This is a genomic window from Bradyrhizobium sp. LjRoot220, from assembly GCF_964252915.1.
GTDB lineage: Bacteria > Pseudomonadota > Alphaproteobacteria > Rhizobiales > Xanthobacteraceae > Bradyrhizobium.
Genome location: NZ_CAXUPS020000001.1, coordinates 1536894 through 1549795, shown reverse-complemented (window position 1 = coordinate 1549795; position 12902 = coordinate 1536894). Strand labels below are relative to the sequence as shown.

At 63.2% G+C, this 12902-nt stretch carries 12 protein-coding genes; 11 read left to right on the top strand and 1 reads right to left on the bottom strand.

Annotated elements, in window-relative coordinates; translation table 11 throughout:
- Positions 1 to 137: 137 nt before the first annotated feature.
- Positions 138 to 1070 carry a hypothetical protein gene (locus tag ACSQ84_RS06835; RefSeq protein WP_436210854.1) on the top strand — a complete coding sequence of 311 codons (933 nt, stop codon included), beginning with the start codon at positions 138 to 140 and terminating at the stop codon, positions 1068 to 1070.
- A gap of 102 nt (positions 1071 to 1172) precedes the next feature.
- Here ACSQ84_RS06835 and ACSQ84_RS06830 read toward each other — a convergent pair whose 3' ends face one another.
- Entirely contained in the window at positions 1173 to 1895 is a 723-nt protein-coding gene (locus tag ACSQ84_RS06830; RefSeq protein ID WP_436210853.1) for a methyltransferase, TIGR04325 family, read from the bottom strand.
- A gap of 392 nt (positions 1896 to 2287) precedes the next feature.
- Here ACSQ84_RS06830 and ACSQ84_RS06825 point away from each other — a divergent pair, with 392 nt between their 5' ends.
- The 10 genes from ACSQ84_RS06825 to ACSQ84_RS06780 all read left to right on the top strand — a co-directional run bounded on the left by ACSQ84_RS06825 (position 2288) and on the right by ACSQ84_RS06780 (position 12842).
- On the top strand, positions 2288 to 3112 hold the full coding sequence (locus ACSQ84_RS06825; protein ID WP_436210852.1) for a DUF1236 domain-containing protein: 825 nt from the start codon (positions 2288 to 2290) through the stop codon (positions 3110 to 3112).
- Between the two features lie 703 nt (positions 3113 to 3815).
- Positions 3816 to 5357, top strand: a complete 1542-nt coding sequence (locus ACSQ84_RS06820; RefSeq protein ID WP_436210851.1) for a YadA family autotransporter adhesin — start codon at positions 3816 to 3818, stop codon at positions 5355 to 5357.
- 146 nt (positions 5358 to 5503) lie between these two features.
- On the top strand, positions 5504 to 6118 hold the full coding sequence (locus ACSQ84_RS06815) for a hypothetical protein (protein ID WP_436210850.1): 615 nt from the start codon (positions 5504 to 5506) through the stop codon (positions 6116 to 6118).
- A 28-nt stretch (positions 6119 to 6146) separates the two neighbouring features.
- Positions 6147 to 6929 (top strand): hypothetical protein, encoded by a 783-nt coding sequence (locus ACSQ84_RS06810; protein ID WP_436210849.1) that lies wholly within the window; start codon positions 6147 to 6149, stop codon positions 6927 to 6929.
- Between the two features lie 196 nt (positions 6930 to 7125).
- Positions 7126 to 7593 carry a type II 3-dehydroquinate dehydratase gene (gene aroQ / locus ACSQ84_RS06805; protein WP_436210848.1) on the top strand — a complete coding sequence of 156 codons (468 nt, stop codon included), beginning with the start codon at positions 7126 to 7128 and terminating at the stop codon, positions 7591 to 7593.
- Between the two features lie 69 nt (positions 7594 to 7662).
- Positions 7663 to 8154, top strand: a complete 492-nt coding sequence (gene accB / locus ACSQ84_RS06800) for an acetyl-CoA carboxylase biotin carboxyl carrier protein (protein WP_436210847.1) — start codon at positions 7663 to 7665, stop codon at positions 8152 to 8154.
- Between the two features lie 136 nt (positions 8155 to 8290).
- Positions 8291 to 9652 (top strand): acetyl-CoA carboxylase biotin carboxylase subunit, encoded by a 1362-nt coding sequence (accC, locus tag ACSQ84_RS06795; protein WP_436210846.1) that lies wholly within the window; start codon positions 8291 to 8293, stop codon positions 9650 to 9652.
- A gap of 135 nt (positions 9653 to 9787) precedes the next feature.
- Positions 9788 to 11320, top strand: coding sequence for a sensor histidine kinase (locus ACSQ84_RS06790; protein WP_436210845.1), 1533 nt, complete (start codon positions 9788 to 9790; stop codon positions 11318 to 11320).
- Complete coding sequence (locus tag ACSQ84_RS06785) at positions 11317 to 11757, top strand: response regulator (protein WP_436210844.1); 441 nt, start codon at positions 11317 to 11319, stop codon at positions 11755 to 11757. The genes ACSQ84_RS06790 and ACSQ84_RS06785 overlap by 4 nt, the downstream gene beginning before the upstream one ends.
- Positions 11754 to 12842, top strand: coding sequence for a sensor histidine kinase (locus ACSQ84_RS06780; RefSeq protein WP_436210843.1), 1089 nt, complete (start codon positions 11754 to 11756; stop codon positions 12840 to 12842). Before ACSQ84_RS06785 ends, ACSQ84_RS06780 begins: the two co-directional genes overlap by 4 nt.
- The last annotated feature ends 60 nt before the right edge of the window (positions 12843 to 12902 follow it).

The following is a 12902-nucleotide window of genomic DNA, read 5'->3' as shown; positions in this document are numbered from 1 at the left end:
GGCCACGCGCATCGTTCGACGGAAGAAAATCCGGCTGCATCGCAGCCGGATTTTTTGTGCCTGGACGCGTGCCGCGACTGAACCGCGGCGAGGCCGCCAGCCACTAAGGAAGGCTCGAAACCAACAGGACCCCCCGCATGAGCCTGGCGCCGCCGACCACCGCCTACGACCTCGAACTCCTCAAGACCTCGCCCGCGCGCGGGACCGATCGCGATCACGGCTGGTGCTACGGCCTGCCGCCCGGAATTGCCGAAAGCCAATGGCCGCTTAGCCCCTATGACGGCTTTCCGATGCAGCCCTGCTTCACGCTGAAGCTGCCCGAGCAGTATCGCACCAAGGGCGCCGACTATGTCGCGCTCACGATGTTCGCCGACCAGCAGCATGACGAGCCGGGCGAGATCGAGACGATCGCGGAATATCTGGCCTCGGAAACATTGGAGCGTCCGGCCAATCCCGATCTCCTGCCGTTCTGGACCTACAAGCAGAACAGGCATCCGATGGAATTCCGGATGAAGGACATCATCGACCACAATTTCGCGGCGATCTGGCTGACGGCGGCCGAGTTCACGGGCCCCCTGTGCCAACCGCCTCGCCTCGCCGGCAACGCGCTGCTGCAGGCGAATCCGCCTCCACCCTGGCTGGAAAAAGGTTCGGCGCGCGCCGTATTCGATCTTCACGTCGGCAGCTACGACAGCGTCGACGAGATCGTCAACAAGTACTGGTACCGGCTGTTCGGGTGCGTGCCTGAGATCGGCCACCACGCCTACGGCATCGCCATGTCGAAGCGCGACGGCGATCCCAATGTCGGCCGGCCGCCACGCGACAAGCTTCTGCACAAGGACGAACTCGGCGCCTATGTGCCGCCCTACAGCAAGGAGGCCGAGGCGTTCGAGCTGGAGCGTTTGTCTGGGCGCAATCATCTCGGCGGCACGATGTTTCCCTGCCAGTGGACGCCGAAATACAGCGCGACCTATCTCGAAATCGAAGAGCACTTCGGCGGCTTCAATTTCGGCGGCGGCAACGCTCAGCTCGATCTCGCGACGATGGAATTCGACTGGGCCTGCGGATGACAGGCTCAGCGCCAAATGAGAAGCCCGGCGCCGAAGCTGGCCTACGGCAGCAAAGCGAATAAGCAATGGATTGCCGGTGGCGGTGGCCGAATTGGCCGCCGCTCATCTCTGGATCAGAAATGCGTCGGCCTGGAATTGGACGCCGTCCAGCACCGGGGTGTCTCCCGGCGATTCCCATACCATCACTCTTTCGCCGCTTCGGATCAGAAGCTCCCGCCAACGCGGCGAAAAAATCCAGGAAGGGAATTTCGCGGCGAACATCGACGGCGGCACGCTTTGGACGGTGATCCGGTCCCGTTCGATGAATGGACAAATCGGCACCCGACCGATCAAGAACGACTTGCAGTCCAGCGACAAAAGTTCGCTCAGCTTGCCCTCGGGATCCCGCACACATTGAAGCACCCCGCTCGCGATGACGAGTGAATAGCGCTGGCGCGGGATCTCAACCGCAAAACGCTTGCGGTCCGATGCCCCCATTTCGTTGCCACGCGCCACCAGTTCCGGCACCTCGACAATGGTCCAGTCGAAATCGTGCTGCGGCAACAGCCCACGGATGATTTCGTAGAGCGAGCCGTAGCCGCCGCCGAAATCCAGGACGCGGATTCGCCCATCGACCGGTGCGGCAGAACTAAGCGCCGCCATGTAACGAATGAGGTGCTGGTTGTTGCTGGTATAGTATTGCGCCGGGTTCGCGCGGACCTCCTCGTAACGCCTGACATAGCGGTCGGTAGCAATACTGCCATGGTAGCCGGAATCCCCGGTGCAGGCCGCAAGGGCCGCATCGAAGCTCTCATAGTCACCGGTCCACGTAATCGCTTCGGGCAAGGCAGGATCGGCATTGCCTGGCTCTATATTCCGAGCCTTCGTGAAAAACTTTAGCATTCCGAAACACCCATTTCACTTGCCGTCCGTTCATTTGCCGCCCATGCGACGCAACATCGACAATAGCATGCTGAACGCCTCGCGCGACCGGCTTGTTGCCTCGCATTGCGTGGCAGCTGAGACCAACATCTGTCAGCTTCGACGCTGCGCTCGGTTTCGGAGTGCAAAGGCCGGTTCAATATTGCGGCTTTAACAAAGCCCCGCCCGCACTCCACTCCGCACGTCGTTCATCGCGCATTCATCAAACAAATTTGGCGGAACCGCGCATGGGCAGGAACATCGCAGAATTCCTTTCGTTGTCATGCGGGCAATGCACACACCTGAGGAGAAGTTCTATGTCTAATCGTCTACTGATCTCGGCCGCAGTGGCGGCGTTGATCGCCGGGACAGGTTTTGCGAACGCGCAAGGCACCGGCATGGGCAAGGAGTCGCCGTCGGCGGGTTCCGCGGCGCAGCAGGGCGCGCCGTCTTCGGAGCGCGGCGGCCAGCCCGGCACGATGCAGCGCGATAGTGGCGGCGGTGCCGGCATGAAGGGTGCGGAAGATGGGACGAAGGGGCGGGATTCAAAAGGCATGAAGGCATCGGAATCCGAGAAGATGCCATCCGGCAAGAGCGCGCAGGACACCAAGTCGCCGGCCGGTGAGAAGTCGAAGAGCATGCGCTCGGAGACGGAGACCAAGGGCCGCAAGGACATGAAGGCCGAAGGCAAGGAAGACCGCGGCCAAAAGGGGCAGACGACCGGCCAGGGCACGATGCAGCGTGATCAAAGCACGACCCAACGTGATCAGACGACGACCCCGGGTCGTGACCAGAAGGTCCAGGGTCAGAAGGATCGCATGCAGACCCAGACTCAGGGCGGCGCGGCGGGCCAGACCACGACCACTACGGGCCAGGCCGGCGCGGCCGCGAAGCTCTCGACCGAGCAGCGCACCCAGATCACCAGTGTGATCAGGGAACAGCGCGTTGCGCCGGTGACGAACGTGAACTTCTCGATTTCGGTCGGCACCCGCGTACCGCGCGATGTAACCTTCCACACATTGCCGGAGCGAGTGGTGACGATCTATCCGGAATGGCGCAGGTATAAGTACATCCTCGTCAAGGAGCAGATCGTGATCGTGGACCCGAACACCTACGAGATCGTGGCAGTTCTGGAAGCCTAACAGCGGGCTTCTCGCAAGCATCAGGGCGGGCAGCAATGCCCGCCCTTTTTTGCGCGTCCAGAGCATGAAGAATTGGAGCTGACGTGAGCGCAAAGCACCAGCGATCTCATGTCCCACGCGCAGCGAGGCGCCAGTTCGGCGGTACACCGCACCGCCCAGGCACAAAATCTCGAAAACAACCCCATGCAAAGAAAGGAACGGCCCACGGCTGGCAGCACCGATGCGGCTTGCGCGCGGAGCCAAATAGGAACATATTCCGATGCAAGGCCACCGGCGGGCGTTATGACGGCAGCAGATTTGGCGACAGTGCTCGCTCTCGATTTACCTTGTTGCTCATCGCCTCGACACCGGCGTACCGCTCAGTATCGCTACGGCAACGGCGGCGGCACTCAACATACGTCCTATGTTGGTCTCGGCGGCGAATAATGACGGTCGCCAGCTTCGGCCGCCACGGATGCCATTTCCGTGCCCGCCAAGCTCGCAGCCTGCCTTTTCTTTAAGCGGATGTCAGCAGCATTTGTTGCTCAACGGCAACGTCACACGGCAATCGCGTCCAATGACCAGAAAAAATTCACACCTACGGTTGTGCACGCCTTTTGTTCCGTCAAGGTTCAGTGATCTCGGTCATCGGCCGCGAGGATGAGTCCAGGCGCACGTTAATCTCAAGACTTTCACGTGAATTTTTGGATCAAGGGCGGGCATCATGCAGACGGTTTCTGCGGCGAGCACAACGGATCTGGCTTTCGCTCTCGATCTGTCTCTTCCATCTGACCGCCGGGCACACCTGCTCGCGACCACCCTACTTTCCGGCGGTACCCTGCGCAGCCTGGCGGCGGCGGCCGGAATGATGACGATGCTCGGCATCTCGCCGGCCTTTGCGCAATGTTACTCCACAGCGGCAGGGTTTGCGGGAGATTGCACGGCCGTGGTTCCTACCGGTCCTTTTGCCACGGCCATCGGACTTGGCGCAAACGCGAACGGCATCAACGCGACCGCAACAGGTATGGCGAGCTTTGCGAACGGCATCAGTGCCACCACAACCGGCGCCTTCAGCCTCGCGAACGGCGCCAACGCCACCGTTAGCGGCATGAACAGCTTCGCTAACGGCAGCAGTGCCACCGCGACCGGCCAAGGCACCTTCGCGAACGGCAACTTCGCGACCGCGACCGGCCAAGACAGTACCGCGAACGGCGAGAACGCCACCGCGACCGGCCAGTTCGCCCGAGCGAACGGCGGCAACGCGACCGCGACCGGCCAGTTCAGCTTGGCGAACGGCGTCAACGCAACCGCGACAGGCCAGTTCAGCGTTGCCAACGGTGGCAGCGCAACCGCGACGGGCTTCAGCGCCGACGCGATCGGCGCCTTAGCCACCGCCACCGGCAGGAGCAGCAACGCGATCGGCGTAAACGCGACTGCGACCGGCAGTCTCAGCAACGCCACCGGCGCAAACGCGACCGCGACGGGCCAGAACAGCATCGCGAACGGCGCCACCGCGACCGCCTACGGCCAGAGCAGCAACGCCACCGGCGACGCCACCACCGCCATCGGCCAGGCGAGCACCGCCAGCGCCACCGGCGCCACCGCCGTCGGCTTCACCGCACGGGCAATGGCCACCGGTGCCGTCGCCGTCGGACAAAACTCCACAGCCAGCGGCGTCAATTCGATCGCGATCGGCAACGGCGCCACCGCCACCGGTTCGATCGCGGTCGGCGCCGGGGCGCTGGCGTCCAACGGCGGCGCCGCGTTCGGCGACGCCACGACGGCGACGGGCACGAATTCGGCCGCCTTTGGCACCGGCGCCACGGCTACCCTGGCCAATTCGGTCGCGATCGGCAGCGGTTCGGTAGCGAGCGCTCCGAATACCGTTTCGTTCGGCACCGTGGGCAACGAGCGGCGGCTGACCAACGTGGCAGCCGGCATCAATCCGACCGATGCCGTCAATATGAGCCAGCTCAGTAGCGCGGTGGCGGGGCTCTCCAGCCTCAATCAGTATGCGACCGACAGCCGACGCGAAGCGCGCCAGGGCATCGCCGCGGCGTTCGCGTTGACCAGCGCGCCGATGCCATCGGCTCCGGGCAAGGTGACCTACGCTGTCAATACCGGCTTCTTCAAATCGGAAACCGCTGGCGGTGTTTCGTTCGCGTACCGCTTCAACACTGCCCGCCCGGTGGCGGCCAATTTCGGTTATGCCTATGGCGGCGGAGATAGCCATGGCGGGCGGGTTGGCATCGCCGGAGAATTCTGATGCAATTGCGGGTGAACACGCCGGCGGGCTACGTCGCGATGCTGCAGACCCAAATGCGGCAGGCGGTGTTGGCGGACGCGCTGGCCTGACCAGCGCGTGATGACGGCAGAGTGGTAATGGGAATGCGAGGCGGCTGGCGGGTTCTGATGGTTGCGACTGTCATTGTCTCGACCGCGTCTGCAAGCTACGCGCAGACGCCCGCCCCTGCATCGGCGCCGAAACCTGCGCAGATCGACCGCAACGGCGTGCTGATCCTGGTCAGGTCATCACTGCTCGCGCTCGACCACGCCAACAAGACCGGCAATTACACCGTGCTGCGCGATATCGGCGCGCCGGGATTTCAGTCCAACAGCGCGGCGCGGCTCGGCGAAATCTTCGCCAAGCTGCGCAACGACAATCTCGACCTCTCCGGCGTCGCCGTGATCGATCCGCAGCTCAATCTGCTGCCGCAGATCGAGGCCAACGGCCTGATGCGCATGGCCGGATTCTTTCCCTCGGTGCCAACCCAGGTCAATTTCGATCTGGCATTCGCGCCGGTGAACGGGCAATGGAGATTGTTCGGCATCTCCGTGTCGATCGGACAAAGCGGACCTGCGGCACCCGAACCACCCTCACCGCCGGTTGCGCAAAAGCAGCCTGCCCCAAATACCGCCAAGCAGTCGCCTGCAAACGCCGCCAAGCCGCCCGCGCCGGCAAAGCCCGCCCCCGCGATCAAGCTCGCGCCGGAGAACAAGCCAACCGAGAGCCAGCAACCCAAATAGACCGCCCGAAGCGAGTGAGTGACCGAGCATGCTACCCGACGAAGCCCTGAAATCGATGAACGTGATGTTCGCGACGCCCTGCTACATCTCGGCGGTCAGCATGCACTACGTCACCAGCATCTTCGAGCTCACCCATCACTGCAACCGGTTCGGGCTGCGCTGCATGCTGCACATGCATTCGGAAAGCCTGATTACCCGCTCGCGCAACAACATGGTGCGCAAGTTCCTGTCCGACGAGACGCTGACCCATCTGTTCTGGATCGACTCCGACATCACTTTCACGCCGCAATCGGTGTGTCGGCTGCTCTTGATCGACCGCGACGTCACCGCCGGCGTCTATCCGATGAAGAATTTCAATTGGCCCGCCGCCGGCCTGCCGGCCGGCACCACGCGGGGGCAGTTCGAGGACCGCTACACCGAATATCCGTTCAATCCGATCGGCCATGGCACCGAGAAGGTCAGTTCCTATGCCGACGCCGACGGTTTCGTCGAGGTCGCGGAAGCGCCGACCGGCTTCATGTGCATCAAGCGCGAGGTCTTCACGCGCATGATGGAGAGATATCCCGAGCTCAAATACACGCCGGACGGGCCGCCGGGCCATCCGGAGGCGCATCTGCACTGGCTGTTCTTCGACTGCATGGTCGATCCGGATTCCGGCCGCTATTTGTCGGAGGATTACGCGTTCTGCCGCCGCTGGATCGACATCGGCGGCAAGGTCTGGGTCGACCTGCAATGCAAGCTGCAGCATCTCGGCCAGCACAATTTCCGCGGCGACCTCGCCGAAAGCCTGCGGCTGCAGAACCGCTGGTGATCGGCCGATGGCCAGGCGACGGCCAAGGCAGCTGCCTTCAACCTTGGTTAACGAAGCGATTTCCGTAGGTTCCACCGAGCTTTTTATGAATCGGATGAGGCCTTTGAAGGGTGTTCAAAACCCCTATCAGGCTTCCCCTTGGCCGCGTTGTTACCTATAACCCCGCGACCTACCGCCCCCTTTTGCTGGAATCCGGATGGCCCAGGCCTCAGCTCCGACAATCCTTGTGCTCAACGGCCCGAACCTCAATCTGTTGGGGACGCGGGAGCCGGAGACTTACGGCCACGCGACGCTGGCCGATGTCGAGAAACTGTGCGCTGAAACGGCGGCGCAATTTGGCCTGCACGCCGATTGCCGGCAGTCGAACCGCGAAGGCGAGTTGATCGATTTCATCCACGAGGCCCGCGTCAAGCAAATGGCCGGCATCATCATCAATGCCGGCGGCTATTCCCACACCTCGATCGCGCTGCACGACGCGCTGGTCGGGGTGAAGATCCCGACCGTTGAAGTGCACATCAGCAATATCCACGCCCGCGAGAGTTTCCGGCATCATTCGTTTACGGCCAAGGCCGCCTTTGCTTCCCTGTGCGGCTTCGGCATCGACGGCTACCGGCTCGCCATCAACGGCCTTGCCGCCAAAATCGGCGCCCAGGCCAAATCCTGACATCAAAGTCCTGACATCAAGAGCCTGGCGCTTCAGCCGTCATCACCCAGAGCATTTCGGATCCCGCATATGGCGAGCAAGCCTGACACCAAATCAGCCGCAAACTTCAAGAGCGACGACAGTGCGCTGATCCGCGAACTGGCGTTGCTGCTGGATGAAACCAGCCTCAGCGAAATCGAGATCGAGCGCGCCGGCCTGCGGGTACGCGTGGCGCGCAACATCACCGTCACGGCTTCGATGCCGGCGAGTTACCAGCAGGCCCCGTCGGCGCACGCGGCATCGGCCGCGAGCGTGACGCCGGCAGCGATCGCCGATCTCGCCAAGCATCCGGGCGCGGTCCCCTCGCCGATGGTTGGCACCGCCTATTCGTCGCCCGAACCCGGCGCCAAGCCGTTCATCGAGGTCGGCACCAAGGTGTCGGTGGGACAGACCCTGCTGATCATCGAAGCAATGAAGACGATGAACCAAATTCCATCGCCGCGCGCGGGCACCGTGACGCAGATTCTCGTCGAGGACGGCCAGCCGGTCGAATTCGGCGAACCGCTGGTAATTATTGAATAACAACGCGACGTCATCCTGAGGTGCGAGCCCTCTTCGGCGAGCCTCGAAGGATGACAGAGGACGGTGCACGTAGCCCATCCTTCGAGGCGCGCAAGAAAGAGCGCGCTCCTCAGGATGACGGAGCAAAGCGGGAACGATGTTCGACAAAATCCTCATAGCCAACCGCGGCGAGATCGCCCTTCGCGTGCTGCGCGCATGCAAGGAGCTCGGCATCTCCACCGTCGCGGTGCATTCCACCGCCGACGCCGACGCGATGCATGTGCGGCTTGCCGACGAGAGCGTCTGCATCGGGCCGCCACCGTCCAAGGACAGCTATCTCAACATCCCCTCGCTGCTGGCGGCCTGCGAGATCACCGGCGCGGACGCCGTGCATCCCGGCTACGGCTTTTTGTCCGAAAACGCCCGCTTCGCCGAAATCCTCGCCGAGCACAATCTGCATTTCATCGGCCCGAAGGCCGAGCACATCCGCCTGATGGGCGACAAGATCGAAGCCAAGAAGACCGCCAAGAAGCTCGGCATTCCCGTGGTGCCGGGATCCGAGGGCGCGGTCGGCCCCGACGACGACGCGATGGCGATCGGCAAGGCGATCGGCTTTCCGGTGCTGGTGAAGGCGGCCGCCGGCGGCGGCGGACGCGGCATGAAGGTCGCGCGCAGCGCTGATGAGCTGTTGATGGCGCTGTCGACCGCCTCCAACGAGGCCAAGTCCGCGTTCGGCGACGCTTCGGTCTATCTGGAGAAATACCTGACCAAACCGCGCCACATCGAAATCCAGGTGCTGGGCGACGGCCGCGGCGGCGCGATCCATCTCGGCGAGCGCGACTGTTCGCTGCAGCGCCGCCACCAGAAGGTCTGGGAAGAAGGCCCCTCGCCGGTGCTCTCCGCCGCCGCGCGCGCCAGGATCGGCGCCACCTGCGCCAAGGCGATGCAGGACATGAAATATCTCGGTGTCGGCACCATCGAGTTTCTGTACGAGGACGGCGAGTTCTATTTCATCGAAATGAACACCCGCATCCAGGTCGAACATCCCGTCACCGAAAGCATCACCGATATCGACCTCGTGCTGGAGCAGATCCGTATCGCCGCCGGCGGCGACCTGCCGGCGGCGCAGGACGAGATCGCCATCATCGGACACGCCATCGAGTGCCGCATCAACGCGGAAAACCCGCAGACGTTTCGTCCCTCGCCGGGCAAGATCACGCAATTCCATCCCCCCGGCGGCCTCGGCGTCCGGATCGATTCCGCCGTCTATCAGGGCTATGTGATCCCGCCTTATTACGACTCGCTGGTCGGCAAGCTGATCGTTCACGGCAAGACCCGCGGCGAATGCCTGATGCGGCTGCGCCGCGCGCTGGACGAGATGGTGGTCGAAGGTATCGAGACCACGCTGCCGCTGTTCCGTGCCCTGGTCCGCGAACCCGGCATCATCGACGGCGACTACCATATCCACTGGCTCGAGCAGTACCTCGCCGGCCAGGCGGCGGAGACCAAAGCCTCCTGAATGGAGGCCTTCCCGAATGGCGCCCTGCTGAAAAATACTCCGGCCACGCAAGGAACCCGCCGGTTCCCGGGGCGTTGGCACATATTGGGGTCTTTTTGCCAGGGCGGCCTGCATTCGGTATGACGCGAGATCATTGTGACGGCTGATGCCCAGCGGCGGCGCGCCATTGGCCAAATCCTGCTGCTTGCGGCGGGATTTTTGGTGCTGGTGGCGATCAGCGCCTTATCCGTCATCCTGGTTCACGAGGCCCGGAAGGACAGCGGCAAGGTCGTGAAAACGGTCGAAGTCGTGAACCAGCTCTCGACCCTGCTATTGCAGATTCGCCGCGCCGAAAGCTCGGCACGCGGCTATCTCCTGACCTCGGAGCCGCGCTTCCTGATCGAGCACGAGTCCGCCACCGCGACCATCCTTCCCGATGTCGACAAGCTGGCCCGGTTAACATCAGACAATCCGGTCCAGGCCGAGAACGCCCGACAGTTGCGCGCGCCGGTCGAAGCCCGGCTTGCCGAATTTGCCAAGGCCATCGAATTCGTTAAACGCAACGATCTCGCCGGCGGCATCGCGATGCTGCGCGAGACCGGCGCCAGCAACGCTGTCCAGAAAATCGGCGACCTCAGCAATTCGATGCGCGCCGAGGAGGACCGGCTGTTCGCTCAGCGCACCGCGACCGCGGATTGGACGCAGCAGCTGGCCTCGGCGGTGACGGTGGCGGGCTCCGGCCTCGTGATCGCGCTCGCCGGCATCGCGATTTTCCAGGTACGCCGCTCCTCGCGTGCCCGCGACGACGCCGAAACGCAATTGCGCGACAATTACATCAACCTCGAGACAACGGTCGACGAGCGCACCGCCGATCTGCGCGAAGCCAATGATGAGATCCAGCGCTTCGCCTATATCGTCAGCCACGACCTGCGCTCGCCGCTGGTCAACATCATGGGCTTCACCAGCGAACTCGAGGAACTGCGTAGCGACATCTTCAAACGGATGGCAGCCCTCGTGCGCGAGCAATCCCCCGCGCCGGCGACGGCGGATAACGCCGCCGATCGCGCCGAGCCCGTTCTCGAAGGACCCGACAAGCAACTCTCGGAAGATTTCTCCGAGGCATTGGAATTCATCAAATCCTCGATCGCCAAGATGGACCGGCTGATCTCGGCCATCCTAAACCTCACCCGCGAAGGCCGGCGCGAATTCGAGCCGGTGCCGATCGAGACCCGCGAACTGATCGAGGGCATTGTCGCAACGGTGGCGCATCAGGCCGCGGAAGCCGAGGCGCAGTTCCGGATCGAACCGCTACCGAATATCGTCAGCGACCGCCTCGCGCTGGAGCAGATTTTCTCCAATCTGATCGACAACGCGTTGAAATATCTCAAGCCCGGCGTTCCCGGCGACATCCAGGTGCGCGGCCGCACCAAGCTCGGTTTTGCGATTTTCGAGATCACTGACAACGGCCGCGGCATCGATCCCAAGGATCATCAGCGCATTTTCGAGCTGTTCCGCCGCGCCGGAACCCAGGACAAACCCGGGCAAGGCATCGGGCTTGCGCATGTCCGCGCGCTGGTGCGGCGGCTCGGTGGAACCATGTCGGTCGCCTCGGAACTTCATCATGGCAGCACATTCACGATTACACTGCCGATCAATTGGACCATTCGTAACCGGAACCTACAGTCATGAGTAATCCAGTCACCATCATCATGATCGAGGACGACGAGGGGCACGCCCGCCTGATCGAGCGGAACATCCGCCGTTCCGGCGTCAACAACGAGATCATCCCCTTCACCAGCGGTACAGCTGCGCTGAACTACCTGTTCGGCAAGGATGGAACCGGCCTCGTTCACAAGGGCAACGCGCTGCTGATCCTGCTCGATCTCAACCTGCCGGACGCGTCGGGCATCGATATCCTGCGCCAGGTCAAGGACAACAAATATCTGAAAGCGACCCCGGTCGTGGTGCTGACCACCACCGACGATTCCCATGAAATAAAGCGTTGCTACGACCTCGGCTGCAACGTCTACATCACCAAACCGGTGAATTACGAAAGCTTCGCCAACGCCATTCGCCAGCTTGGCCTGTTCTTCTCCGTCATCCAGGTACCGCCGGCCGCCACATGACAACAGCCACGCCGACACTGCTTTACATTGACGACGACGCCGCACTGGCGCGGCTGGTCGATCGCGGCCTGACGCGGCTCGGCTTCAAGGTCGTGCATGCCGCCGACGGCCAGCACGGCCTCGACCGGCTGGCGCAGGGCGGCATCGATGCCATCGCGCTCGACCAGTACATGCCCGGTCTCGACGGGCTCGAAACGCTGGAGCGGATCCTGGCGATCCCGGGCGCGCCGCCGGTGGTGTTCGTCACGGCCTCGCAGGATTCGGCGATCGCAGTCACCGCGCTGAAGGCGGGAGCGGCCGATTATCTGGTCAAGGATGTGAAGGGCGATTTCATTCCCCTGCTCCAGGTCGCGGTCACCGGCGCGTTGCGGCGGGCCGAGATTCAACGAGCCCGCGACGAGGCCGAGGCCGAAGTCCACGCCTCGCGCGACCGCTACGCGGCGCTGGCGGCCGAGCGCGAGGTGCTGCTTCGCGAAGTCAACCACCGCGTCGGCAACTCTCTGCAGATCATCGCCTCGCTGTTGCACCTGCAGGCCAATTCCGCCACCCAGGAAGACGTCAAGGCGGCGCTCACCAATGCGATGGGGCGCGTCGCCGCGGTCGCCCAGGTCCATCGCCGGCTCTACACTTCGCACGATTTGAAGAGCGTGCTGCTGAACCAGTATCTCGACGCGCTGCTGGAAGACCTCCGGCGCTCCGCCGAGGGCAACCGGATGTCGCGGCTGACGCTGAAGGCCGAACCGATCGAGATCGATCCCGACCGCGCGGTCGCGATCGGCATCATCGTCAACGAGCTGATCATGAACGCCGTCAAATATGCCTATCCCGACGGCGCCGGCCCGATCCATGTCGAGCTCAAGGCCTCCAGCGACCATCTCCTGCTCTCGATCGCCGACGACGGCGTCGGCCTCAACGCCAAGGCCGACCCTCGTTCCACCGGCATGGGACAGCGTATCGTCTCGGCCATGGCGTCCAAACTCGAAGCCGACGTCGCGCGCGATCCTGACCATGCCGGGACCCGCATCATAGTCCGCTTCCGCCGCGTCAACGCGCCCGTGCCCAAGCCGAAAGCCGTAGCCGAATGAAGCCGCCGAAGGGTCGTATGCCTTTTGCGGAATTTGAATCGCGACCCGCTAGAAGAGCGC

Coding starts and splice junctions, on each gene's coding strand:
- ACSQ84_RS06835 (WP_436210854.1), top strand. CDS start 138: ATGAGCCTGGCGCCGCCGACCACCGCCTACGACCTCGAACTCCTCAAG.
- ACSQ84_RS06825 (WP_436210852.1), top strand. CDS start 2,288: ATGTCTAATCGTCTACTGATCTCGGCCGCAGTGGCGGCGTTGATCGCC.
- ACSQ84_RS06820 (WP_436210851.1), top strand. CDS start 3,816: ATGCAGACGGTTTCTGCGGCGAGCACAACGGATCTGGCTTTCGCTCTC.
- ACSQ84_RS06815 (WP_436210850.1), top strand. CDS start 5,504: ATGGTTGCGACTGTCATTGTCTCGACCGCGTCTGCAAGCTACGCGCAG.
- ACSQ84_RS06810 (WP_436210849.1), top strand. CDS start 6,147: ATGCTACCCGACGAAGCCCTGAAATCGATGAACGTGATGTTCGCGACG.
- aroQ (WP_436210848.1), top strand. CDS start 7,126: ATGGCCCAGGCCTCAGCTCCGACAATCCTTGTGCTCAACGGCCCGAAC.
- accB (WP_436210847.1), top strand. CDS start 7,663: ATGGCGAGCAAGCCTGACACCAAATCAGCCGCAAACTTCAAGAGCGAC.
- accC (WP_436210846.1), top strand. CDS start 8,291: ATGTTCGACAAAATCCTCATAGCCAACCGCGGCGAGATCGCCCTTCGC.
- ACSQ84_RS06785 (WP_436210844.1), top strand. CDS start 11,317: ATGAGTAATCCAGTCACCATCATCATGATCGAGGACGACGAGGGGCAC.
- ACSQ84_RS06780 (WP_436210843.1), top strand. CDS start 11,754: ATGACAACAGCCACGCCGACACTGCTTTACATTGACGACGACGCCGCA.